Origin of the sequence: Pseudoalteromonas sp. SR43-3, assembly GCF_014163875.1 — a bacterium.
GTDB lineage: Bacteria > Pseudomonadota > Gammaproteobacteria > Enterobacterales > Alteromonadaceae > Pseudoalteromonas > Pseudoalteromonas distincta.
In genome coordinates, this window is the sequence record NZ_JACJEC010000022.1 from 19,326 (window position 1) to 43,842 (window position 24,517).

Genomic DNA, 24,517 nt, shown 5'->3' on the forward strand with positions numbered 1-24,517 from the left:
ATGACAAAAGCACACCTTAACAAGTTAGATAACGAAGCGTTATCGGCATTACTTGATGGCGAGCAACATCTAACTGATGCAAAAATTGCAGAGCAAGATGTAACTACGTTTGGCCGTTATGCGTTAATTGGTGATGCGATGCGTGCTCAAAAAAATAATAACGACATACATATTGATATTAGCGATCGCGTTGCATTAGCACTAGAAAGCGAGCCTGTTTATGCTGATTTTAGTCAGTCAAAAACACAGCCTCAAGCAATCACTGAAACAGTACAAGATAATAAAGTAGTCGCTTTTAATTGGCGCAAACCAGTTGCTCAATTAGCTATTGCAGCAAGTGTAGCGATGTTTGCTATTGTGGGCGTTAATACGCTTCCTCAAAGTAACAATGAGCAGCAAAGTGAAATTCCATTACTGCAAACCACACCGCTAGCGGGTATGGCCTCGCCAGTAAGTTATTCGTCTGAGCCTGCGCTTGAAAATGCTGAGCAAGGTTTACGTGAACTACAGCAACAGCGTATTGGTGCGTTAGTTCTTGAGCATCAACGCCAAGCACGAGTTGCGAATTCTTTAGAAACAGCGCAAACTAATACCAAAGCGTCTGAGGAAAAAAACTAATTAAATGAAAGTAATCACTTTTGTTCTGTCGTTGGTAGTAAGCTTTAATGCATTTGCCAACGACACAAATCCTGCCAAAGATTTATTACTCAAAATGGCTAATGCCGTTCACACCCGTAATTTTGACGCCTCGTTTGTGGTTGTCAAAGGTAAAACAATGGAACCCTACCGATGGGTGCATGCTTTACAAGGTGACACCGAACTTGAGCATTTAAGTTTACTTAACGGTGCTGGGCTTGAAATGGTCCGTATCGATAATCAAGTTACTTATTTTGAACCTCAGTCTGAACCATATTCTCTAAAAACAGATTCAATAGCAGGTCCAATCCCTGAAGTACTATTTAAAGATATAGACCGCTTAAGTGCGCACTATGATTTTGTACTAGGCGGAAAAGGGCGTATTGCAGGGCGTGCAGCGCAACTTGTTCGCATTGAATCTAAAGACGAGTATAAATATAATTACTGGATTTGGTTGGATATGGAATCGTCGTTGTTACTAAAAGCCGCGTACGTTAACCATGAAGGTGAAGCCTTAGAGCAGTTACAGCTTACACATATTAGTGTGACAGAGCAGCCAGCCGGTATGCTAGTTGAAGTGCTCAATCGAAACTTTCCAACGCCTTTGCCAAACAATGCACTTATAAATGAAGATAGTACTGCCACTAATTGGAAAATCAGTTGGTTACCAGATGGCTTTGAGTTGCTAAAATCAGACAGACATAAGCTCGATTTAAATAACGAATTAACTGATTATTACTTGTTCTCTGATGGTTTTGTTGAGGTTTCTGTATTTATTCAGCGCCCATTACCAGGTAAGCGTTTAAGTGGAGCACTCACTTCTGGTGCAACGACAGTATATGTGCATAATGGCGGTAATTTTGATGTATCGGTTGTTGGTAATGTACCGAGTATGACCGCAAAAGCGATTGCAGAGTCAGTTACCCGCGCACTATAGACGATTCCGTAAGGATTGTTATGATTGAACAAACCCTCACTGTTGTGGCCCTCGATGGCCACATTGCTCATTTAGAAGCACAGCAAAAACAAGCTTGTGAAGGCTGCAATGGTCGTTGCGGCTCACAAGTGTTTAGTAAATTATTTGGCACTGCAAAAAAAACCTTTCCTTATAAATTTGAATCCTCAGTAGAAATAGGGCAAAAGGTCACTTTGTCACTAGATGATAGTCATGTCGTTAAGCATGCTTTTGCGGTTTACATGCTACCGCTCCTTTTGAGTCTTGTTTTTGCATTTGTTGCGGCGCAATTGTTTATAGCTTCCGAAGGCTGGCAGATTTTAGCTGCTGCTCTAGGTGGCGTTACTGGCTTTTTTATAGCTAAAACTCGCGTGAAATCTCTAAAGCACGATATAAAAGTTATAAAAATTCACCCAATTAGTATCCCTTTAACTCAAATAGATGGTGATTGACGCCAATTAAATGTAAAATTGCCGTTTTATACCAAAGTAACTTGGAAATACAGGGAATCGTGGTTTTTTAAATTATTTTATCTGGCTGAATTATTTAAGTTAAGTAAATATAACTTATTGTTATTCAATACATAAAATGGTTGTAACCCATCTTAAAAAGCGTAAGTACAGTTTGTTATATACAAATTTAGCTTATGGCATCCTAAAGCAAGTATTTTCAAGTCACTTAGGTATTCATATTTAGTCCATTAAAATAGAAGTATAGAATCCAGTTTATGAAGCATATCCGTAATTTTTCGATCATCGCCCATATTGACCATGGTAAATCGACCCTTTCAGATCGTTTGATCCAAGTTTGTGGCGGTTTAACCGACCGTGAAATGCAAAAACAAGTTTTGGATTCAATGGATATTGAGCGCGAACGTGGTATTACCATTAAAGCGCAAAGTGTAACGTTGAATTACAAAGCGAACGACGGCGAAACCTACCAACTTAATTTCATTGATACTCCAGGACACGTTGATTTTACGTATGAAGTTTCACGATCTTTAGCTGCTTGTGAAGGCGCGTTGCTTGTTGTTGATGCAGGCCAAGGCGTTGAAGCACAAACACTAGCTAACTGTTACACCGCTATTGAAATGGAATTAGAAGTAATTCCAGTACTTAATAAAATCGATTTACCGCAAGCGGATCCTTTACGTGTTGCAGAAGAAATTGAAGAGATTATTGGTATTGATGCCCTTGATACAGTGCAGTGTAGCGCTAAAACAGGTGTAGGTATTGCCGAAGTTCTTGAAATGATCGTTAAAGATGTACCGCCGCCAGTAGGCGACAAAGATGCACCTTTACAAGCACTTATTATCGATTCTTGGTTTGACCCATACCAAGGCGTTGTATCACTAGTGCGTATTAAGCACGGTGAATTACGCACTGGCGACAAAATAAAAATAATGTCGAACGAGCATATACATACTGCTGACCAAGTAGGTGTGTTCACTCCTAAGCAAACCAACACCGGTATTTTAAGAACAGGTGAAGTAGGGTTTGTTATTGCTGGTATTAAAGAGATACATGGTGCGCCAGTAGGTGACACTATTACTCATCAAAAAAATGCAGCTCCACTTCGCTTACCTGGCTTTCAAAAAATTAAGCCTCAGGTTTATGCGGGTATGTTCCCAATTGCATCAGATGAGTATGAATCGTTCCGTGATGCACTTAATAAATTAAGCTTAAACGATGCGTCGTTATTCTTTGAACCAGAGAATTCAACTGCACTTGGCTTTGGTTTCCGCTGTGGCTTTTTAGGTATGCTACACATGGAAATCATTCAAGAGCGTTTAGAGCGTGAATACGATATTGATTTAATTACAACAGCACCTACGGTAATCTATGAGATAGTTACTAAAGAAGGTACATTTCAGATTGATAATCCATCTGATTTGCCTGCAGTAAACGATATTGTAGAGATTCGAGAGCCGATTGTTGAAGCTAATATTTTGGTACCACAAGAATACCTAGGTAACGTTATTACTTTGTGTATTGAAAAACGTGGTAGCCAAACAAAAATGACTTATCACGGAAAGCAAGTAGCTGTAACGTACGAGCTACCTATGGCTGAAGTGGTGATGGATTTCTTTGATAAATTAAAATCAACTAGCCGTGGTTTTGCGTCGCTTGATTATAACTTTAAACACTTTCAAACATCAGATATGGTGCGTGTTGATATTTTAATCAATGGTGAGCGCGTTGACGCACTTGCGATAATTGTTCACAGAGATGGTGCACAGTCTCGTGGTCGCCAGTTAGCTGATGCGTTAAAAGAGCTTATCCCACGTCAAATGTTTGATATAGCGATTCAAGCTGCTATCGGACAACATGTTATTGCCCGTACCACGGTAAAACAATTACGTAAAAACGTAATTGCTAAGTGTTACGGTGGTGATGTGAGCCGTAAGAAAAAGCTACTTAAAAAGCAAAAAGATGGTAAAAAACGTATGAAGCAAGTAGGTAATGTTGAAGTGCCTCAAGAAGCGTTTTTAGCTATTTTAAAAGTTGGCAAATAAAAACAAAGGATTATAAATGGCTGGTTATTTTTCAGTTTTATTGGTGTTATTAACTTTAGGCTCAGGCTTAATATGGTTAATAGATCACTTAATGTACGCCCCAAAAAGGCAGGAGCGCTTAGCGATAGCGCAAACGTCTGCTGGAGCTCCGTTAGATGAAGAAACTGCGGCATTAATTGCACCAGAACCAGTACTAACAGAAACAGCAAAGTCGATTTTCCCGATGATTGCAGCAATTACTATTTTTAGATCATTTATCTTTGAACCGTTTCAAATTCCATCCGGTTCAATGATGCCTACATTATTAGTAGGTGATTTTATTTTAGTACAAAAGTATTCATATGGAATAAAAGACCCTGTTTGGCGTACTCAATTAGTTGATATTGGGCAGCCTGAGCGTGGTGATATTGTTGTTTTTAAATACCCTTTAGATGAAAATGTTGACTATATTAAACGTACAATTGGTTTACCTGGCGATAAAATTGTTTATCGCGATAAACGTTTATATATTCAGCCAAATTGTAAAGAAGGCGAAACCCAGCAGGGTGAGCTTTTATGTAATGAATTCAATAAAATTGATTTTAAACTAATTAATGATAACGAATTTAAACAAGGCCCAATGCCTCTAGCTCGTGTAAATGAAAATTTAACAACAGTTACGCATGATATATTAATCAACCCACAAGCGCCTGAGAGAAAAGGGCGTTACTACCAGCAACCGGGCACGCCTTCTGATGAATGGACTGTTCCTGCTGATCATTATTTTATGATGGGTGATAACCGCGACAACAGCCAAGATGGTCGCTTTTGGGGCTTTGTACCAAAAGAAAACTTGGTGGGTAAAGCTGTCTTTATATGGATGAGTTTTGAATTTGAGAATGGCCCTGATGATATTTTACCAGGATGGGTTCCAACTGGTGTTCGCTTTGAGCGCCTAGGTAATATTCAGTAACGATGAAAAAAAATGTAACAGAATTATATAAAAAAATTGGCTATGAATTTGCCGATCAAGGTTTACTTGAGCAAGCAATGACGCACCGCAGCCACAAAGGCCAGCATAATGAGCGACTAGAATTTTTAGGCGACTCTATTTTAAGCTTTGTGATTGCCAATGCACTTTATGCCAAATTTCCTAAAGCGCGTGAAGGCGATTTAAGCCGCATGCGCTCAACGCTTGTGCGTGGTCAGACACTTGCCGAGTTTGGTCTTGAATTTGGCCTAGGCGATTATTTACGCTTAGGGCCGGGCGAGCTTAAAAGTGGCGGATTCCGTCGCGAGTCAACGCTTGCTGATGCAGTAGAAGCTATTATTGGCGCTGCATTTTTAGATTCAGGTATTGATAGCTGTGGCGATCTTATATTGTCATGGTACGAATCACGATTAGATGCTATTTCACCAGGGCTTAACCAAAAAGATCCGAAGACCCTGCTGCAAGAGTATTTGCAAGCCCGTAAATTATCTTTACCGGGTTACACTGTGGTTGATACCAAAGGCCAAGCACACAATCAAACATTCACGGTCGAATGTATTGTTGATGGAATGGATAGCATAATTTCTGTAGGTAGCTCGCGCCGTAAAGCCGAACAAAAAGCTGCTGAAAAAGCATTGAAGATACTTAAAAATGAACCTTGATACCCTAATACAGCCTCATGAAGGTGATGTAGATACGTTTTGTGGAATGGTTGCTATTGTAGGGCGCCCGAACGTAGGTAAGTCGACTTTGCTTAATGAAATTATTGAGCAAAAAGTGAGTATTACCTCACGTAAACCACAAACCACGCGTCATCGTATTATGGGTATTCATACCGAAGGTAAACACCAAGCGGTATACATAGATACACCAGGTCTACACGTTGAAGAAAAACGTGCGATTAACCGTTTAATGAACCGTGCCGCGTCTAGTTCTATCGGCGATGTTGAGCTTATTATTTTTGTAGTTGAGGGCACTCATTGGAATGCCGATGACGACATGGTACTTAATAAAGTATCGCAAAGTGGTAAGCCGGTATTATTGGTTATTAATAAAATAGACCAAGTTAAAGACCGTGACCTTGTGTTGCCTCATATGAAGTGGTTAAGTGACAAGTTTGATTTTGTTGGAATTATGCCAGTATCGGCAACGCAAGGTAAAAATGTTGATTTAATCAAAGCAGAAGTAACTAAACGCTTACCTCCTTGCGAATTTTACTTTCCGGAAGATTATGTAACTGACCGTTCAATGCGCTTTATGGCAGCTGAAGTAATTCGTGAAAAACTAATGCGTTTTATGGGCGAAGAATTGCCGTATTCTGTAACTGTTGAAATTGAGCAGTTTAAATGGCAAGACAACGGTATTTGGCATATCAACGGGTTAATTCTTGTTGAGCGCGAAACACAAAAACGCATGGTTATTGGTAATAAAGGCGAAAAGCTAAAAACCATTGGCCGTGAAGCCCGTAAAGACATAGAAGAAATGCTGGATAACAAAGTATTTTTAGAGCTTTGGGTTAAAGTTAAGTCGGGTTGGGCTGACGATGAACGTGCACTAAGAAGCTTAGGTTACAGTGAAGACTAGACCAAGCAGTAGCTTAGTGAATGGATAGCGACTTCTACACCGCGTATTTATTACATCGGCGTCCTTATAGTGACTCCCAAGTAATGTTAGATATGCTTGTAGAAGGCGTTGGTCAGTTAAGAATGCTGGCCCGAATTAGTGGTCGCCAGGCCACTAAACATAAAGCACAACTTCAGCCGTTTCAGGCACTGCTTGTTAATTACAGTGGCAAGTACGATTTAAAATATATCAATAAGTTTGAACTGCATGGGAACTCGCACTTTTTAAAAGGTGATGAGCTTTATTGTGGTTTTTATTTAAATGAGCTTACAAATCGTATCGTTCCTGTTAACGAGCCAATTGAACAAGTATTTGAGCTATATAAAACTCATCTATCAAACCTAAACAGCGGGGCTAATTTACAAGAGGTGCTTCGCTCATACGAGTTTCAACTATTGGAATTACTCGGTTATGGCGTGGATTTTAGTTTTGACGCCAGTGGTGAACCAATAGATGAAAAGCAGACGTATAGTTATTTCCCCGAACTTGGTTTTTTAGTACAAGAAGATACACGTTCTGGATTTAGTGGCAAACAACTCAACGCCATAGCAAATCATGACTTTAGCCAAAATGATGTGCTATATATGGCAAAGCAATTAAGTCGCTATTTATTAAAACCCTTATTAGGTAGTAAACCATTAAAAAGCCGCGAGCTATTTATGGCCTCTCAATAAACGTAATTTTACAGGTAAGAAAATGAAAGATATTCTTTTGGGTGTAAACGTAGATCATATTGCAACACTTCGCCAAGCGCGTGGAACAAGCTATCCAGATCCCGCTCATGCAGCCAATGTAGCAGAGCATGCAGGCGCAGACGGTATTACGATTCACTTACGTGAAGACAGACGCCATATTCAAGATCGCGACGTTTATGTAATGGCTAAAACCATTCAAACTCGTATGAATCTTGAAACCGCTGTTACCGATGAAATGATAAAAATAGCGCTTGAAGTAAAACCTGAGTACGTGTGCTTAGTACCTGAAAAGCGCGAAGAATTAACAACCGAAGGTGGCTTAGACGTAGCCGGTAATATAGATAAAATTAAAGCAGCAACAAAAACGCTTACCGAAGCGGGTATTAAAGTATCGCTATTTATTGATGCAGATAAAGCACAGTTAGATGCAGCCAAAGAATGTGGTGCTCCTTATGTAGAAATACACACAGGCGCGTACGCTGATGCCACAAATGATACTGATTTACACAAAGAGTTAGAGCACATTCGTGAAGGTGTTAAATACGCAGCAAGCTTAGGTTTGATTGTTAACGCTGGCCATGGTCTTCATTATCATAACGTGAAACCAATCGCTGCAATGCCTGAGATTTATGAGCTAAATATTGGTCACGCTATTATTGCTCGTGCAGCTATAGATGGGCTCGATAAAGCCGTACGCGACATGAAACAATTAATGATTGAAGCAAGAATGTAAGATAAGCAAACATAAGTATTTAAAAAGCTTAATAAAAAAACGCGGTAAATACCGCGTTTTTTTGTATCTAAAATTCAAAGCTTATCTTTGCAGTTCGGTCACACTTGCATCTGCAAGTAAGTTTTCAAGCTCATCTTGTAACTCAAATAATTCAGGTTCAATATTCTCTAACAAGCATTTATTTTTAAGCGATGTTTCGATTGTTTCTGCGAGTGATTTAAGTTTAGGTACACCAGTGTAACAACATGCACCATGAAACTTATGGACAATACTTAACACTTGCTGGCAATCGTTACTCTCTATTGCTTTAGCAAGTAATGTAAGGGTCTCAGGGACACTTAAAAGTAGCATGTTAAGCATCTCTAGCGCTAACTCGCTCTTTCCGCCAGCACGCTGCAGGGCTTGTGCCCAATCAATTCTACTACTTTGAAATGGTGCAGGACTTTGTGGTGTATCTGTCTTAGCTTTGTCACGATTAACAGGAGTCTGTGGACTATGGTCGCTAATAATTTGTTTAAGCATATCTTCATCAATAGGCTTAGTTAAATAGCCTTTAAAGCCATCTTTTAGTAGTTGCTCTTTTTCGCTTTGAAGGGCGTGTGCCGTTACAGCGATAATGGGTGTATCTTCATTAAGTGATGATTCTTGTATAAGCTTACATGCGGTTATACCGTCCATAATTGGCATTTGTATATCCATAAAAATTATGTCGTATTTATGACTTTTACTTAAACTGTATGCCTGTGAACCATTATGAGCCGTTTCTATTACTTCAATCTGTTCACTTAGCAAAGTATGGAGAAGTTTTAAATTAGCATCGTTATCATCAACAACCAATACTTTTAACGGCAGTAGAGCTTGATCGTTTTGTTCAATATTATGAGTCGGGTGGTCAAGTCTGTAAGGTGCTGCAAGTACTTCACATAACTTACGGTGATTAAGTGGCTTACTTAAACATGCATCAGCTCCGCTGCCTATAAAGGCTTCTCGCATATTGTGCGATACAGTATTAAGCATTAAATATAAGTAATCAGTAGATTCACGCACGGCTTTTACATAGCTTTTTAGTTGCTGCATATCATCAACTGATGCCATATGGCCAATTAAGCAAACGTCATATTTATGTTCAGTATTTTTTATAGCGTCTAAAAAGCTAGTTTCGTTAAAGCATGCCGTAACGTTTGATTCCCACTGGGTTAATAACGAAAGTACGGCATGGTGCGTATGCTCATGTGGCTCTAAATATAAGATACGCTTACCAATGAGCGATTTAGTCGGTAAGTCATTTGTAAATACGTGATTTGGCAAACTAAACACACTATTGAATGTAAAGCAGGTACCGTTACCAGGCGCAGAATTTAACGTTATACGACCACTCATTGCTTCAACAATATGCTTGGTAATAATAAGACCAAGGCCTGTACCACCAAACTTACGTGTAATGCTTGAGTCTGCTTGCCCAAATGGAGTGAATAAAGAGTCTTGCTTATCCATTGGTATACCCACGCCAGTATCTGTTACTGACACAAGTAAAGAAGTGCGTTCGTCGTCGAGTAACCGATGGCTTATGTCGACCTTAATAGAGCCTTTTTCGGTAAATTTAATCGCATTACTTAACAGGTTTATTAAGACTTGTTTAAAGCGAGTGGGATCGCCTGTTAAGTCATCCGGTACTTGTTGGTTAATGTAAATGGATAGCTCTAATTGCTTATCGTGTGCGCTAGGAGCGAGTAGTGTCATTACTTCATTTACAGCATCACGAAGTTGAAACTGAATCGACTCAAGCTCCATTGCCCCCGCTTCTAGTTTGGAGAAGTCTAAAATGTCGCTAATAATAGTCATTAAACTATTTGCTGAGAGCATAATAGTGTCGAGGTAATCTTTTTGATGTTTATTCAGCGGTGTTTTATAAAGCTGGCGTGTAAATCCAATAACACCGTTTAACGGAGTACGAAGCTCGTGACTCATTTTAGCTAAAAAGTCTGATTTTACACGGTTAGCATCTTGCGCTTCTTTTTTTGCAAACGAGAGCTCTATATTTGACGTTTCGTATTGCTCTAGTGTTTCGCGGTAGTCGCTTGTTGCTTGATCAATATTTTTTTGCATTTCATCTTTTTGCATCACCATAGTGTGAGCAATGGTGTTTAAGCCTTCTCGAAGTAACTCAAACTCACCAATCATGTTGTCGTTAAGGCCAGTACTTCTTTTACCTTCAACTAACTTGTCGGTTGCAAGTACTAACTTATTAAGCGGCGTCATAAACATGCGGCTTAACTTTAAAGCTAAAATAGCTGCAAACACCAATGATAAAATAATTACAATACCGCTAATTAATAAAGCTCGTTGTTGCCCTATAACAGCTTGGTCTTTGTTTAGCTGTATAATAACGGTGCCCAGAGATGACTGAAAAGCCGACGGGTCCCATTTAGAATCGTGACTTGTATGGTTAATAATGGGTGTGAAAAATGTAACAAGCTCATCTGACTTTTGCACATGGGTGGTTTTTAAATTTATGAGCGTTTTTTGACTAATTAACTTTTCAAATGAGCGGTGATAATTACTGGTCATTAATAGCGCATTATTTTTATCAAAAATTGCAATCGACTTAATTGTAGGGGAGTGCTTGTTATGTGTGTAGCTTATAAGGCGATTCAATAGCTGTTTGTTTTTTTCGAGCATGGGTTGCTCAAGCGCAATAGCAAGGGGCTCAGAAATAGTAGTGCCTTGCTGATATAAAATTTCATCAAGCTCAATGTAACGATTTATTGTAAAATAGCCACCAAGTAGTAATCCTATGATCACCGTTGGGATCAGGGTCAGTGTTAAAACAGAATCGCGTAAGCCTAATTTGGTCATAATGAGAGCGTTTTATCGTTATTAGTATGACTTGAGTATATACGGTTCAACACGCATTCTAAAGCATCTAAATATAGGTGCTTCATAAATAAAGTTAAGGTAATGCCTAATGGCGCAAATTTTTAAAGCGAAAAAAAAACCGTTAAAGCAACAAACACTAGAATTGACTATAACGGGAATGGATCATCAAGGGCGTGGCATTGCTAAACATAACAATAAAGTATGTTTTGTAAGCGGTGCATTACCAAACGAAACAGTCAAAGCAACACTCGTCGAAGATAAAGCTAAATACAGTAGTGCAAAAGTAACTAAAGTTATTCAAGCGAGTGAATCAAGAGTAGATGCTTTTTGTGAGCACTATAATCAGTGTGGTGGTTGCCAATTACAGCATTTAGAAGTAAGCCAACAAGTTGTAGAAAAACAAACTGCAGTTACTCAGTTATTTAGTAAGTTTGCTAAATTAAACAGCTTAAACTGGCAAACCCCATTATTAAGTAAACCTGTGCATTACAGACGCAGCGCTCGTATAGCTGTTATGTTTGATAAAGCAGCTAAAAAAATGCGCGTGGGTTACAGAGCAAGTGGCTCAAAAAATATTGTGAGTATTAATAAATGTGCAGTACTTGATGAAGTATTTACAGATGTTTTCACACTTTTTGATGATTTAATTAATCAACACAAAGCACTGCACAGTATAAGCCATTTACAGTTATGCCAAAGTGATAAACAAAACTTTGTTGTTATTCGTCACACTAAAGCAATTAATGATGATACAAAGGCTTTGGTTGAGCACATAACAAAAAGCCAGCAGTTTAAAATTGTATGGCAAAGCGAGAGCGATGCAATAGAACATTCACACTTAGCCATGCCATTTTATTATCTTAAAGAATTTGATCTAAAATTTGAATTTGGTTTAGGTAATTTTATTCAGGTAAATGCGCAAGTTAACGAAGCTATGTTAAAGCAAGCTGCAAATTGGCTTGATTTAAAAGGTGATGAAAATTTATTGGATTTATTTTGTGGTATTGGTAATTTCTCATTAGTGTTAGCAAAACAAGCAAAATCTGTAATTGGTGTAGAAGGTGTGACTTCAGCGGTTGCAATGGCTGCTCAAAATGCGCAAACTAACTCTATTACCAATGCGCAGTTTCATTGCTTTGATTTAACCCAAAGCATACAGAGCGCCCCATGGTTTAGCAAAAACTTAGATGTGCTTGTACTCGATCCTTCGAGGACTGGTGCTATGGCTGTATTAGAGGAATTACCTTTAAAGCAGTTTAAAACTATTTTATATGTCTCTTGTGACCCTGTTACTTTAGCCCGTGACAGCGCAATTATTTCACAAGCTGGCTTTGATCTTAATAAAATTGGGCTAATGAATATGTTTCCTCATACAGGGCATATTGAAACTATGGCGTTATTTCAACGGAGGTAGAACGCATTATGGTAGCTACACGACAATCACATCAACAAGATGAGACAACAGATTTTAGCACTCGGCTTTCATTTCTTGCCTTGTCTGAAGAAAAAACAGAGCTACTTACTAAAGCCCAAGCGCTCTGCGTAAAATGTGATAGTGAAAGCAGGCAAACTACTGCAATCGAAATGGTTGAAATTTTAGCTGAGCTAAATCTCGACCCCGAATCGTTAGCTACTGCGTATTTAACCCCGTATTTTTTAAACGACTTAATATCGCTTGAAACCATCGAAGAGCAGCTTGGAAATAACATAGCCATGCTGTTAACTGGGGTTGCACAAATGGCCACTATTAGTACTTTATCGCATCAAGGTAAAGGCACTATGCAAGTTGATAATATTCGAAAAATGTTATTAACCATGGTTGAAGATGTGCGCGCCGTGGTCATTAAGCTTGCCGAGCAGGTATGTCATTTACGCAATGTAAAAAATGCGGATGAAGAAGACCGCGTCATTGCCGCTAAAGAAACGGCTGATATTTTTGCACCATTGGCAAACAGATTAGGAATAGGGCAATTAAAATGGGAACTGGAAGATTTATCGTTTAGATATTTGCACCCAGGCACCTATAAAAGCATAGCCAAACAACTTGACGACAAACGTCTTACACGCGAAGCCTACATGGAAGATATGGTTGAGCAAGTAAAAAATCGTTTAAGTGAAGCGGGCATAGAGGCCCAGGTTTATGGCCGTCCTAAGCACATTTACAGCATTTATAAAAAAATGCAGCAAAAAAACTACGAGTTTGATCAGCTTTTTGATATTCGGGCAATGCGTATCGTCGTTGAACGATTGCAAGACTGCTACGGTGCGCTGGGCATTGTGCACACCAATTGGCGTCATCTTAATAAAGAGTTTGACGACTATGTAGCAACCCCAAAACAAAACGGCTATCAGTCAATTCATACCGTGGTATTTGGACCTGAAGGTAAAACGGTAGAGATACAAATTCGTACCAGCGACATGCATCAAGATGCTGAGTTAGGGGTGGCTGCACACTGGATGTACAAAGAAGGTGCATTACCAGGGCGCGGCTCGGGTTATGAGCAAAAAATTAGCTGGTTGCGTAAACTACTCCAATGGCAAGAAGAAGTAGTCGATGGCGGCGATTTAGCAGAAGAGCTTAAAAACCAAGTAGTAGAAGATCGCGTATACATATTTACCCCAAGCGGCGATATTATCGATTTACCACTTGGTGCTACACCGCTTGATTTTGCTTACTACATCCACTCAAATGTGGGGCATCGTTGTATTGGTGCAAAAATATTCGGCAAAATAGTGCCGTTTACGCATCAACTTACAACAGGGGATCAGGTAGAAATACTCACCCAAAAACAACCAAATCCAAGTCGTGATTGGTTAAACCCGTCATTAGGATACATTAAGTCATCCCGTGCTAGAGCTAAAATCCACCACTGGTTTAAACAGCTCGACCGCGACAAAAACTTAAGTGCGGGTAAAGAAATTCTCGACAGTGAATTACAAAAGCTCAATTTAACATATAAAGATTTAGAGCCAGCCATTAAGCGTTTTAACTTTAAAGAGCTGGATGACTTAATGGTTGCGATTGGTGCGGGCGATGTTCGCCTCAATCAAATGCTTAACTTTGTAAGTGATCGGACAGAAGATGAGCCGGTTATTCGCATTAAAGCACCAAGTAAAGTAACTGGTGATAAAAACGGCATTGTGGTTGATGGTGTTGGCAGCTTAATGAGCCATGTAGCCAAGTGCTGTCGCCCAGTACCTGGCGATGAAATAATAGGTTATATAACCCAAGGTCGAGGAATAGGTGTTCATAAGGAAGACTGTGATTCGTTTAATAACTTAAAAAACCAGCATCCTGAGCGTGTTATTTCGGTAAGTTGGTCAGATGATATTAACGGCTCGTACGCACTAAGTATTAAAATAGAAGCCACCGATCGTTCAGGGTTGATACGCGATATAAGCTCAGTACTTGCTAACGAAAAAGTAAATGTTTTAAACATGAACGTAAATACGGTTGAAGATAATCAGTTAGCTATATTTACAATGCAAATAGAAGTACATGACTTATCGGGTACTAACCGTGTTCTTTCTAAATTACACCAAATTGAAGGTGTACATGATGCCAAGCGTGGTCATTAATCATGAATGATAATACAGCGCTTACACAACTTCTTAGCATAATGAAAACACTGCGAGATCCCAAGGGCGGTTGTCCGTGGGATCTCAAGCAAGATTTTAAATCTATTGTGCCGCATACGCTAGAAGAAGCGTACGAAGTTGCCGACTGTATTGAATCAGGCAACTTAGATGAGCTTAAAGGTGAATTGGGTGATTTGCTATTTCAAATAGTTTTTTATGCGCAACTTGCACAAGAGCAAAATCTATTTGATTTTAATGATCTAGTAGAGCAATTAAACGATAAGCTTACCCGTCGTCACCCGCATGTGTTTGGTGAAAAAAAAGAGCTAACAGACGATCAATTATCGCAGCAGTGGCAAGCAATCAAAGCACAGGAGCGAAGTGCTAGAGCGCAAACCGAATCCCCTTCTTTTTGGCAAGATATCCCTGGCAATATGCCAAGCTTAAGTAAAGCCAAAAAAATTCAACAACGCGTGGCTTCCCTTGGCTTTGATTGGCCAACGTATCATGGTGCACTAGATAAAGTGAGTGAAGAAGTGCTTGAAGTAAAAGAAGCGATTGAGCAAGACCCGTTATCTGATCATACAGCGGAAGAGCTCGGCGACTTACTTTTTGCCACTGTTAATGTTGTACGCCATGTTAAACGAGATCCCGAACAACTGCTTCGTAGCGCTAATGATAAGTTTTCAGCGCGTTTTGAAAAGGTAAACGCTTATTTGCATGCGCAAGGTAAAAGCTTAGATACAGCAACCTTTGAAGAGATGGATAGTGCGTGGGATGCGATTAAAAAAGTAAAATAGGCTTAATGTTAAATAGTGCACATTTTTTGTGCGCGTATTAGCTAATTTTAGCTGGATTGATAAGCAGTGTTTTGGTACAATTTCGCCCCGTCTTGATGATATACCCTTAGGCTCTTCTTTGGGTGTTATATTCCTTTTAATTCCTGATATTCTAGGGTTCGCATGAGTACAAAATTTATCTTCGTTACTGGCGGAGTTGTTTCTTCGTTGGGTAAAGGTATTGCCGCAGCTTCACTGGCCGCTATTTTAGAAGCCCGTGGTTTAAATGTTACCATTTTAAAGCTGGATCCTTACATCAACGTTGACCCAGGCACAATGAGCCCAATTCAACACGGTGAAGTTTACGTTACAGAAGACGGCGCAGAAACTGACCTTGATTTAGGTCACTACGAGCGTTTTATCCGTACCAAAATGACTAGTCGTAATAACTTCACACAAGGCCGTGTATATGAAGACGTATTACGTCGTGAGCGCCGTGGTGAATACCTAGGTGCTACTATTCAGGTTATTCCACATATCACTAACGATATTAAGCAGCGTGTATACGACGGTGCTGAAGGTTATGATATTGCTATTGTAGAAATTGGCGGCACTGTAGGTGATATTGAATCACAACCGTTTATTGAAGCAATTCGTCAGATGGGAACTGAAATTGGCCGCGAACGCGCGCTATTTATTCACTTAACGCTAGTGCCATTTTTAGGCCCTGCCGGTGAAGTTAAAACGAAACCAACTCAGCACTCTGTTAAAGAGTTACGCTCAGTCGGTATTCAGCCAGATATTCTTATTTGTCGTTCAGACCGTAAACTACCTAATAATGAGCGTGCAAAAATCTCATTATTCACAAACGTAGAAGAAAAAGCGGTTATTTCACTACCAGATGTAGACAGCATTTATAAAATTCCTGCGTTATTAAAAACACAAGAATTAGATAACTTTGTATGTCGTCGTTTTCACTTAGATCCACCAGAAGCTGATTTAGCTGAGTGGGAACAAGTACTTTATCAAGAGTCTAACCCAACGGGTGAAGTGACCATTGGTATGGTTGGTAAATATATTGAATTACCAGATGCGTACAAATCGGTTAACGAAGCATTAAAGCATGCGGGTCTTAAAAACCGCCTAACAATCAACATTGAATACGTAGATTCACAAGACTTAGAAAGCAAAGGTGTTGAATTACTTTCACACTTAGATGCTATTTTAGTACCGGGTGGATTTGGCGGACGTGGTGTTGAAGGTAAAATTTTAGCAGCTAAATATGCACGTGAAAATAAAGTACCATACTTAGGTATTTGTTTAGGAATGCAAGTAGCATTAATTGAATATGCACGTAATGTTGCAGGTTTAACGGATGCAAACTCTACAGAATTTAATGCAAATTCAGAAGCGCCTGTAGTTGGCTTAATTACTGAATGGTTAGATGCTGAAGGTAATGTTGAAACACGTAGCGAAAAATCTGATTTAGGTGGCACTATGCGTTTAGGTGCACAAAAATGTCATTTAACGCCTGGTTCTAAAGTACATGGAGTATATGGCAGCGACGAAATTGTTGAACGTCATCGTCATCGCTACGAAGTAAATAATAACTTCGTAGAAATACTTGAAAAAGCAGGCTTAAGCTTTACTGGTTTATCAGAAGATAAAAAACTGGTAGAAATTATCGAAAATAAAGATCACCCATGGTTTATTGCCGCGCAGTTCCATCCGGAATTCACGTCAACGCCACGTGATGGTCATCCGTTATTTGAAGGGTTTGTAGCAGCTGCACACATCCACCAAAAAGCGAATTCGTAATTTTAAAAGCCGTGCATATTGCACGGCTTTTTTGTTTTAAGGGCTGACTAAGCTATATAAAACGTAGTAAAGTTAGCTGAACTCACCATTTTGGGAATATAGAGGAATCAAGATGTCAGAAATCGTAAAAGTAATCGGTCGCGAAATTATGGACTCGCGTGGTAACCCAACTGTTGAAGCAGACGTACATTTAGCAGATGGTTCTTGGGGTCGTGCAGCAGCACCTTCAGGCGCTTCTACTGGTACTCGTGAAGCATTAGAGTTACGCGACGGTGATAAATCACGTTACTTAGGTAAAGGCGTATTAAAAGCAGTTGGTTATATTAATAAAGAAATTGCTGATGCTTTAGCTGGTCAAAATGCATTAGATCAAAACGCTGTTGATAAAGTGATGCTAGATTTAGATGGTACTGAAAATAAAGAAAAATTAGGTGCAAACGCAATCTTAGCTGTATCACTAGCAACTGCGAAAGCAGCTGCACAGTCTAAAAAAGTTGAGCTTTATGAACATATTGCTGACTTAAATGGCACACCAGGTGTTTACTCTATGCCACTTCCAATGATGAACATCATCAATGGTGGTGAGCACGCAGATAACTCTGTAGATATTCAAGAATTCATGATCCAACCTGTTGGCGCTAAAAACTTCCGCGAAGGCCTACGTATGGGCGCTGAAGTATTCCACAGCCTTGCTAAAGTGCTTAAAGCTGATGGTCATTCAACAGCGGTTGGCGATGAAGGTGGTTTTGCACCTAACCTTGCATCTAACGAAGCGGCTCTTGCTGCAATCAAAGTAGCTGTTGCAAACGCAGGTTACGAGCTAGGTAAAGATATTACTTTAGCGATGGATTGTGCTGCATCTGAGTTTTACGACAAAGAAGCAAACATCTACGATCTTAAAGGTGAAGGTAAAAAATTCACTTCTGAAGAATTTAACTTCTTCTTACAAGATCTTACTAATCAGTACCCAATCGTTTCTATTGAAGATGGTCTTGATGAGTCTGATTGGGATGGCTTTGCACACCAAACTAAACTAATGGGTGATAAAATCCAATTAGTAGGTGATGATTTATTTGTAACTAACACGAAGATTTTAAAACGTGGTATCGACAACGGTATTGCTAACTCAATCTTAATTAAGTTTAACCAAATCGGTTCTTTAACTGAAACTTTAGCTGCAATCAAAATGGCTAAAGATGCTGGTTTTACTGTTGTTATTTCTCACCGTTCTGGTGAAACTGAAGATTCAACAATTGCTGATTTAGCAGTGGGTACTGCTGCAGGTCAAATCAAAACAGGTTCACTGAGCCGTTCTGACCGTGTTGCAAAGTACAACCAATTGCTACGTATTGAAGAGCAATTAGGTGATAAAGCACCGTACAACGGTCTTAAAGAAGTTAAAGGTCAGTAATTCTATTTTACATAGAATATAACTTTTAATTTTAGATGATAAAATCCTCGCCTATGCGGGGATTTTTTATGCCTGATACTTTTTCCAAAGAGATGAAAATAAATTGTATGCTTTAAGCTTGTTGATGTACGCAGCACTAAAGAGTGGAGCACAAAAGTATAACGCTTTACTCATGCTTTAACTTCTTACGCACTCATAGCTGAAACTGCTGCTTTAAAATATCACCTGTAAAACTGGTTTTTAAATAAAAACCACGGGGTAGGGTTTTAATTATTTGCCCATTTGGGCCAATAGCATCAGTGACTATTTTACTATGAGCAGCTTTGGGGCGTATTTGCATAGCATCGCCTAAATGGCCTGATATTTCGTCGACTCTACCTAGCGCAATTAGCTCCATTTGCTCTTCCCAGTCGCGCTGTAACAAAGCGTCTTGTTCAGGTGAAGGCTGCCACAAAAAGCCGCTGCCGATGGTTCTATCAAACGGGGCAATATCACGTTCGCTTAAAATTGGCAGCCATAAAACATGATTTAGTTTTTTACGTACAGAGCTGGTATGCCAAGTCATTCCTGTAACGTTCATTAAAGGTGTAACCGATACAAACGTAGTTTCCAGTGGCCTACCTTTATAAGAAATAGGCAGTGTTTTTAGCTCAATTCCTAAATCTTCAAAATCGGGGAGGGGTTTTGAGCCTGCAGTAGCGCCTAGTACGTATTCAATGAGTTGCCCAGTCCAGCCTTTTTCGCGCAGTAAATCATCAGGTGTTTTAAAATAGTACTGGTTTGCAAGTTGCCCAAGTGTTAATCCGGCAATACTGTTAACGCGCTGCATTAAGTCGTTTATTGAGTGTGGTTTTGTAGGTCGCATATTCTTAATTTCGGTTGTATAAATACCATAGCCATGATAGCAAATAGGCTAAGCCGTGGATATCTTTAGGGTTGTACGTTTTTTGCTCGCTTGTTGTTTGTGTTAATTTTGCACATATTGAAATTAAGCTACTTTACTTTAAGTTACTGACTCTGCAGGTTTTTTTAAATGTGCACGTTCAGTTTTGATTAAGCCATTTAAAAGTTGTAAGGATAAATACAACTATATGAACATGTTTATCCACAGAATCTGTGGAGAAGCTAAGTTTTAAGATCTAATATTGTGGATTTGTTTGCAAAATGAGCGTGTTTTACAAAAGTTATGCACAAACTGTGAGTAACTAGAGGAAAACAAGAACCGCAATAGCTTTGCTGAGTTATTTTCTAAATATTTACCTATTCTCCATTAATTTATCAACATACTAAAAGCTCAAACTTAGCTCACTAATTGGCTTGGGTATAATAGTATTTGCCGTATTGCGGCTAATGTGGAACAATCATTAAAAATCGACTTACAAATGAGGCACTAAGGTGATTGATGCCGAAGGTTTTCGTGCCAATGTCGGAATTGTGATTTGCAATAATCAGGGACAGGTTTTTTGGGCCAGACGTTATGGTCAACACTCTTGGCAATTTCCCCAAGGTGGTGTTGATGATGGCGAAACTGCAGAACAAACCATGTACCGTGAATTACACGAAGAAGTAGGGTTGCGACCAGAAGATGTAGAAATAGTCGCAAGCTCAAAACATTGGTTACGCTATAAATTACCCAAACGATTAATCCGCCGAGACTCTAGTCCGGTGTGTATTGGGCAAAAACAAAAATGGTTTTTACTAAAATTACGCTGTAAAGACGAAGATGTAAATTTACTTAAAACCCATCATCCTGAATTTGATGATTGGCGCTGGGTAAGTTATTGGTATCCTGTAAGACAGGTTGTATCGTTTAAACGGGATGTTTATCGACGTGTAATGAAAGAGTTTGCTCCTTTCGCCATGCCTTTTAATAAGAGAGAACAACATAAAGATCATTGGCGAAGTAAAAGGTAGTTAATTCAGAATAAAATAAAGGAGCAGGACATGCTGGCTACACTGAGATCTATTGCGGAGTCTGTATCGCGACAAGCGAATTTAGACAGCGCATTAGTGTGCTTTGTGCAAATGGTTAAAGATGCCATGAAAACCCAGTGCTGCTCCATTTATTTTGCAGATTACAGCCAAGACAATTTTGTACTGATGGCAACCGAAGGGCTAAACCCCGATGCGGTAGGTAAGTTTAGAATTGGTTTTACCGAAGGTTTAGTTGGCCTAGTAGCGCAACGCGAAGAACCTATTAATATTGCATTTGCTAAATCGCATCCTCGTTTTAAGCTCTCCCCCGAAGTAAACGAAGAAGGCTACAACGCTTTTTTATCTGTACCCGTTGTTCATCAAAAAAAAGTACTGGGTGTTATTGTTGTTCAACAAAAAATGGCACGTGTATTTAGCCAAGACGAAGAGTCGTTTTTAATAACGCTTTCTGCCCAGCTTGCTTCACAGTTAGCGCATGCTGAAATTAAAGAAATACTCCGCCAAGATGAGTCATCTCATCAAACGTCTGTTTTAAAAGGCGTATCGAGCGCGCCTGGAATAGGTATAGGGCAAGCATTTGTTGTATTACCAAAACTCGATTTTAAATCTATTGAGCTTTTAAAAGACAGTGACGTTACTGAGCAGCGCCGTTTGTTTACACAAGCTGTAGCTGCAACGCGCAAAGAATTTAATACCCTATCTATGACGCTAAGCGATTCTATTCCGCACGAAGCTCTTGCGGTATTTGATGTGTATCAACAACTGCTTGACGCTAAAAGTTTAGGGCATAATGTTGAAATGCAATTACAAGAAGGCTGGTGTGCTAAAAGCGCCCTAAAAATTGTAATAGAGCGTTTAATATCTCAATTTAATGCCATGCAAGACCCTTATATAAAAGAGCGTGCTGTTGACGTTAAAGACATTGGTCTTCGCGTATTACACCATCTTGTAAATACCGAGCACGCTGTTAAAAATTATCCGGCCAACACTATCTTAATTGCTAATACCTTAACACCCGCCATGCTAGCTGAGGTGCCAAAAGGTCACTTAACAGGCGTTGTAAGCGTAAATGGCTCTGCAAATAGCCATGCTTCTATATTAACGCGTGCGATGGGGATCCCTGCCATTTGGGGTATAGAAGATTTACCTCTACTGCAGTTTAATGGCAAACCGATGATTTTAGATGCATTTGCTGGGCGTTTATATATATCGCCTTCGCAAATGTTGATGGATGAATACACAGAGTTACAGCATCAAGATAACCTACTTAATAACCGCTTTTTAGCAGAGCAAGACTCTGAATCAATTACGCTTGACGGTGAGCATGTTAGCTTATTATTAAACGCAGGCCTTGAGCTTAATACCGAGCAAAGTAGCGCGCATATTTGTGACGGTGTGGGGCTTTACCGTACCGAAGCGTGGTTTATGCAAAAGGGTCAGTTTCCTTCGCAATCAGAGCAAGAAAATTGGTACCGAGAAGTACTAACTAGCTATCATCCTAATCCTGTGGTTATGCGTACATTGGATATTGGGGGCGATAAGGTACTCGATTACTTTAACATTACCGAAGAAAACCCATTTTTAGGTTGGCGTGGCATTCGTATTAGCCTTGATCACCCAGAGTTATTTTTAGATCAACTAAAAGCGATGCTTAAAGCCAATATTGGTTTAGGCAATCTAAAAATAATGCTCCCTATGATCAGCGGCACTGAAGAAGTTGATGAGTCACTTGCATTATTTGAACAGGCTTATTTTGAGTTAAGTGAAAAATACCCAGAGCAAACCATAGAAAGACCCGACATAGGGATAATGCTAGAGGTACCTTCAAGTGTATTTATGCTTCCAGAGTGGTCGAAAAAAGTCGATTTTTGCTCAGTAGGTAGTAACGATTTAACACAGTATTTATTAGCAGTAGACAGGGCTAATGCACGAGTTGCCGAACTTTTTAACCCTTATCACCCGGGCGTACTCAGGGTACTAAATAAAGTAGCGCGTGAATGTGAGCAATATGAACTGCCGTTTAGTTTGTGTGGTGAACTAGGCGGCGATCCTGAAGGGGCTATTTTGCTTATTGCCATGGGTTACAGGCGCCTTAGTATGAATTTATCATCGCTTAATAAAGTTAAATGGGTACTTAGGCGTTTAAATGTCAGTGACATGGAACAACTATTAAGTGAATGCTTAGCGCAATCCACAGCCAAACAAGTACTACGTTTAACGCGAAGCTTTATGCTAGAGCATAAATTAGGTGATTTGTTTTACACTCCCAAATAAGCTTATACGCCTAATTAATTGCAATACACAGATGCTATTAGTTTTATAATCCTTTAATATATAAACCTTAAAAGGGTATTTGAGATTACTATGTATGACTTAGGTTTGTTAGTCGCAAGCTGCGCACTACTAGGCTGTATTGTTGGGTTTTTAGCTGGGTTACTAGGCATTGGTGGCGGTTTAATTATCGTTCCAGTTCTAAGCACTCTGCTACTGTCATTTAATGTAACGTCGGCTAATCATGTATTAGTAATTGCTATTGCAACCTCACTCGCTTCTATTTTATTTACTTCAACGTCTTCAGCGCTGGCTCATCATAAAAATGATAACGTGCCTTGGGATATTGCCCCATGGGTTATGTCGGGTGTGGCTTTAGGTGCACTTATTAGTGGCTTTGCAGCAAGTTTAATCCCTGAACAAATATTGCGTACAGTGTTTGCTATAAGTGTTGTATTTATTGCAGCAAGAATGGTGCTATCCGCGCGTAATAAACCGATGTCAGATAAACCGTTACCAGCAGGTCCTATTTTAGGTGGATTTTCTGCGATAATGGGCGGATTATCAGGTTTAATTGGTATTGGTGGTGGTGCTTTAATAGTACCTATGCTTAATTACTTTTCGGTTGATATAAAAAAAGCAATTGGCTGCGCAGCCGCGTGCGGAATTGTTATAGCATTATTTGGCTCTGTTGGTTACATCAGCGCAGGTTGGCATGTTACCGATTTAGAGCATGGTTTTGCTGGGTTTGTTTATTTACCTGCATTATTTGGAATTGTTATTACCTCGTGGTTTGTTGCGCCTATTGGCGCTAAAGCAACTCACTATTTACCTGTTAATACAATTAAAAAAGTTTTCGCGGTGCTGCTTGTAGTTATCGCAATTAAAATGGTTTTTAGCTAAAGGTTTATTTTTTATGGCACTTGAGTTTCCTCAAATTGATCCAATTATTTTTTCTGTTGGACCGCTAAGCGTACGTTGGTATGGCTTAATGTACTTAATAGGTTTTGCATTTGCGATGTGGTTTGCTAATCGTCAAGCGTCAAAGCCAAATTCGGGTTGGACTAAAGACCAAGTAAGCGATTTACTGTTTTACGGCATGTTAGGGGTAATACTAGGCGGGCGTATTGGCTACGTATTGTTTTACCAGTTTAGTTATTTTATAGAAAACCCACTGTATTTATTTAGAATAGATCAGGGCGGTATGTCGTTCCATGGTGGCACACTTGGCGTTATAACCGCCGTCGCAATTTTTTCGTGGACGCGTAAAAAGTCACTGCTTCAAGTGGGCGACTTTGTTGCACCACTCGTTCCTGTAGGACTTTTAGCTGGACGTATTGGTAACTTTATAAACGGTGAGTTATGGGGCCGAGTTACCGATGTGCCATGGGCAATGGTATTTCCAACGGGCGGTCCGCTTGCGCGTCACCCATCGCAATTATACGAAGCATTTTTTGAAGGCTTAGTGCTGTTTTTAATCCTGCAATGGTTTATTAAAAAACCACGTCCAGCAGGGAGTGTAGCCGGTGTATTTTTATTAGGTTACGGCGTGTTTAGATTCTGTATTGAATATTTCCGCCAACCCGATGCACAACTCGGTTTATTTGCCGACTTTATTTCAATGGGACAAATACTTTCACTTCCAATGATAGTGGGTGGTTTAGGCTTATTAATTTGGGCATATAAGCAACCACAACACGTTACACCAGCTAAGGCATAA

At 39.6% G+C, this 24,517-nt stretch carries 20 protein-coding genes; 18 read left to right on the forward strand and 2 right to left on the reverse strand.

Annotated elements, in window-relative coordinates:
- From H5088_RS17735 to pdxJ, 9 genes are all read left to right on the forward strand, one after another.
- On the forward strand, positions 1–618 hold the full coding sequence (locus H5088_RS17735; protein WP_002958720.1) for a sigma-E factor negative regulatory protein: 618 nt from the start codon (positions 1–3) through the stop codon (positions 616–618).
- Between the two features lie 4 nt (positions 619–622).
- Positions 623–1,573 carry a MucB/RseB C-terminal domain-containing protein gene (locus H5088_RS17740; RefSeq protein ID WP_024594972.1) on the forward strand — a complete coding sequence of 317 codons (951 nt, stop codon included), beginning with the start codon at positions 623–625 and terminating at the stop codon, positions 1,571–1,573.
- 20 nt (positions 1,574–1,593) lie between these two features.
- Entirely contained in the window at positions 1,594–2,043 is a 450-nt protein-coding gene (locus H5088_RS17745; RefSeq protein ID WP_024594973.1) for a SoxR reducing system RseC family protein, read from the forward strand.
- 275 nt (positions 2,044–2,318) lie between these two features.
- The gene (gene lepA / locus H5088_RS17750; protein WP_182754012.1) at positions 2,319–4,106 is read left to right on the forward strand and encodes a translation elongation factor 4; all 1,788 of its coding nucleotides are present in this window, start codon (positions 2,319–2,321) and stop codon (positions 4,104–4,106) included.
- A gap of 16 nt (positions 4,107–4,122) precedes the next feature.
- Positions 4,123–5,058: a signal peptidase I gene (gene lepB, locus H5088_RS17755; RefSeq protein ID WP_002958716.1), complete on the forward strand. Its 936-nt coding sequence runs from the start codon at positions 4,123–4,125 to the stop codon at positions 5,056–5,058.
- Between the two features lie 2 nt (positions 5,059–5,060).
- Complete coding sequence (gene rnc, locus H5088_RS17760) at positions 5,061–5,738, forward strand: ribonuclease III (RefSeq protein ID WP_002958715.1); 678 nt, start codon at positions 5,061–5,063, stop codon at positions 5,736–5,738.
- On the forward strand, positions 5,728–6,660 hold the full coding sequence (gene era, locus H5088_RS17765; RefSeq protein WP_002958714.1) for a GTPase Era: 933 nt from the start codon (positions 5,728–5,730) through the stop codon (positions 6,658–6,660). The genes rnc and era overlap by 11 nt, the downstream gene beginning before the upstream one ends.
- 20 nt (positions 6,661–6,680) lie before the next feature.
- A complete protein-coding gene (gene recO / locus H5088_RS17770) occupies positions 6,681–7,373 on the forward strand; it encodes a DNA repair protein RecO (RefSeq protein ID WP_002958713.1) in 693 nt (230 codons plus the stop codon).
- A gap of 22 nt (positions 7,374–7,395) precedes the next feature.
- Positions 7,396–8,127, forward strand: a complete 732-nt coding sequence (gene pdxJ / locus H5088_RS17775; RefSeq protein ID WP_182754014.1) for a pyridoxine 5'-phosphate synthase — start codon at positions 7,396–7,398, stop codon at positions 8,125–8,127.
- Between the two features lie 81 nt (positions 8,128–8,208).
- On the opposite strand, the gene barA is transcribed toward pdxJ, so the two are convergent.
- Positions 8,209–10,983 (reverse strand): two-component sensor histidine kinase BarA, encoded by a 2,775-nt coding sequence (barA, locus tag H5088_RS17780; RefSeq protein ID WP_024594975.1) that lies wholly within the window; start codon positions 10,981–10,983, stop codon positions 8,209–8,211.
- A gap of 109 nt (positions 10,984–11,092) precedes the next feature.
- Here barA and rlmD point away from each other — a divergent pair, with 109 nt between their 5' ends.
- The 5 genes from rlmD to eno all read left to right on the forward strand — a co-directional run bounded on the left by rlmD (position 11,093) and on the right by eno (position 18,591).
- Complete coding sequence (gene rlmD / locus H5088_RS17785) at positions 11,093–12,418, forward strand: 23S rRNA (uracil(1939)-C(5))-methyltransferase RlmD (protein WP_182711524.1); 1,326 nt, start codon at positions 11,093–11,095, stop codon at positions 12,416–12,418.
- 8 nt (positions 12,419–12,426) lie between these two features.
- Positions 12,427–14,583, forward strand: coding sequence for a GTP diphosphokinase (gene relA / locus H5088_RS17790; protein ID WP_024594977.1), 2,157 nt, complete (start codon positions 12,427–12,429; stop codon positions 14,581–14,583).
- A gap of 2 nt (positions 14,584–14,585) precedes the next feature.
- The gene (mazG, locus tag H5088_RS17795; RefSeq protein WP_165742743.1) at positions 14,586–15,383 is read left to right on the forward strand and encodes a nucleoside triphosphate pyrophosphohydrolase; all 798 of its coding nucleotides are present in this window, start codon (positions 14,586–14,588) and stop codon (positions 15,381–15,383) included.
- A 162-nt stretch (positions 15,384–15,545) separates the two neighbouring features.
- Positions 15,546–17,180 (forward strand): CTP synthase, encoded by a 1,635-nt coding sequence (locus tag H5088_RS17800; RefSeq protein WP_033020682.1) that lies wholly within the window; start codon positions 15,546–15,548, stop codon positions 17,178–17,180.
- Between the two features lie 112 nt (positions 17,181–17,292).
- The gene (gene eno / locus H5088_RS17805) at positions 17,293–18,591 is read left to right on the forward strand and encodes a phosphopyruvate hydratase (RefSeq protein WP_002958706.1); all 1,299 of its coding nucleotides are present in this window, start codon (positions 17,293–17,295) and stop codon (positions 18,589–18,591) included.
- Between the two features lie 193 nt (positions 18,592–18,784).
- Here the strand turns inward: eno and mutH are convergent, their stop codons facing one another.
- Positions 18,785–19,456, reverse strand: a complete 672-nt coding sequence (gene mutH / locus H5088_RS17810; protein WP_182693772.1) for a DNA mismatch repair endonuclease MutH — start codon at positions 19,454–19,456, stop codon at positions 18,785–18,787.
- Positions 19,457–19,986: 530 nt separating this feature from the next.
- On the opposite strand from mutH, the gene rppH reads away from it, so the two are divergent.
- The 4 genes from rppH (at position 19,987) to lgt (ending at position 24,517) form a co-directional block, all read left to right on the forward strand.
- Complete coding sequence (gene rppH / locus H5088_RS17815; RefSeq protein ID WP_002958704.1) at positions 19,987–20,505, forward strand: RNA pyrophosphohydrolase; 519 nt, start codon at positions 19,987–19,989, stop codon at positions 20,503–20,505.
- A 30-nt stretch (positions 20,506–20,535) separates the two neighbouring features.
- Complete coding sequence (ptsP, locus tag H5088_RS17820) at positions 20,536–22,800, forward strand: phosphoenolpyruvate--protein phosphotransferase (protein ID WP_002958703.1); 2,265 nt, start codon at positions 20,536–20,538, stop codon at positions 22,798–22,800.
- A 90-nt stretch (positions 22,801–22,890) separates the two neighbouring features.
- On the forward strand, positions 22,891–23,700 hold the full coding sequence (locus H5088_RS17825; RefSeq protein WP_182754016.1) for a sulfite exporter TauE/SafE family protein: 810 nt from the start codon (positions 22,891–22,893) through the stop codon (positions 23,698–23,700).
- 13 nt (positions 23,701–23,713) lie between these two features.
- Positions 23,714–24,517, forward strand: coding sequence for a prolipoprotein diacylglyceryl transferase (gene lgt / locus H5088_RS17830; RefSeq protein ID WP_024598743.1), 804 nt, complete (start codon positions 23,714–23,716; stop codon positions 24,515–24,517).

Coding starts and splice junctions, on each gene's coding strand:
- eno (WP_002958706.1), top strand. CDS start 17,293: ATGTCAGAAATCGTAAAAGTAATCGGTCGCGAAATTATGGACTCGCGT.
- lepB (WP_002958716.1), top strand. CDS start 4,123: ATGGCTGGTTATTTTTCAGTTTTATTGGTGTTATTAACTTTAGGCTCA.
- barA (WP_024594975.1), bottom strand. CDS start 10,983: ATGACCAAATTAGGCTTACGCGATTCTGTTTTAACACTGACCCTGATC.
- H5088_RS17735 (WP_002958720.1), top strand. CDS start 1: ATGACAAAAGCACACCTTAACAAGTTAGATAACGAAGCGTTATCGGCA.
- rnc (WP_002958715.1), top strand. CDS start 5,061: ATGAAAAAAAATGTAACAGAATTATATAAAAAAATTGGCTATGAATTT.
- ptsP (WP_002958703.1), top strand. CDS start 20,536: ATGCTGGCTACACTGAGATCTATTGCGGAGTCTGTATCGCGACAAGCG.
- H5088_RS17745 (WP_024594973.1), top strand. CDS start 1,594: ATGATTGAACAAACCCTCACTGTTGTGGCCCTCGATGGCCACATTGCT.
- mutH (WP_182693772.1), bottom strand. CDS start 19,456: ATGCGACCTACAAAACCACACTCAATAAACGACTTAATGCAGCGCGTT.
- H5088_RS17740 (WP_024594972.1), top strand. CDS start 623: ATGAAAGTAATCACTTTTGTTCTGTCGTTGGTAGTAAGCTTTAATGCA.
- recO (WP_002958713.1), top strand. CDS start 6,681: ATGGATAGCGACTTCTACACCGCGTATTTATTACATCGGCGTCCTTAT.
- H5088_RS17800 (WP_033020682.1), top strand. CDS start 15,546: ATGAGTACAAAATTTATCTTCGTTACTGGCGGAGTTGTTTCTTCGTTG.
- H5088_RS17825 (WP_182754016.1), top strand. CDS start 22,891: ATGTATGACTTAGGTTTGTTAGTCGCAAGCTGCGCACTACTAGGCTGT.
- era (WP_002958714.1), top strand. CDS start 5,728: ATGAACCTTGATACCCTAATACAGCCTCATGAAGGTGATGTAGATACG.
- relA (WP_024594977.1), top strand. CDS start 12,427: ATGGTAGCTACACGACAATCACATCAACAAGATGAGACAACAGATTTT.
- lgt (WP_024598743.1), top strand. CDS start 23,714: ATGGCACTTGAGTTTCCTCAAATTGATCCAATTATTTTTTCTGTTGGA.
- rlmD (WP_182711524.1), top strand. CDS start 11,093: ATGGCGCAAATTTTTAAAGCGAAAAAAAAACCGTTAAAGCAACAAACA.
- pdxJ (WP_182754014.1), top strand. CDS start 7,396: ATGAAAGATATTCTTTTGGGTGTAAACGTAGATCATATTGCAACACTT.
- mazG (WP_165742743.1), top strand. CDS start 14,586: ATGAATGATAATACAGCGCTTACACAACTTCTTAGCATAATGAAAACA.
- lepA (WP_182754012.1), top strand. CDS start 2,319: ATGAAGCATATCCGTAATTTTTCGATCATCGCCCATATTGACCATGGT.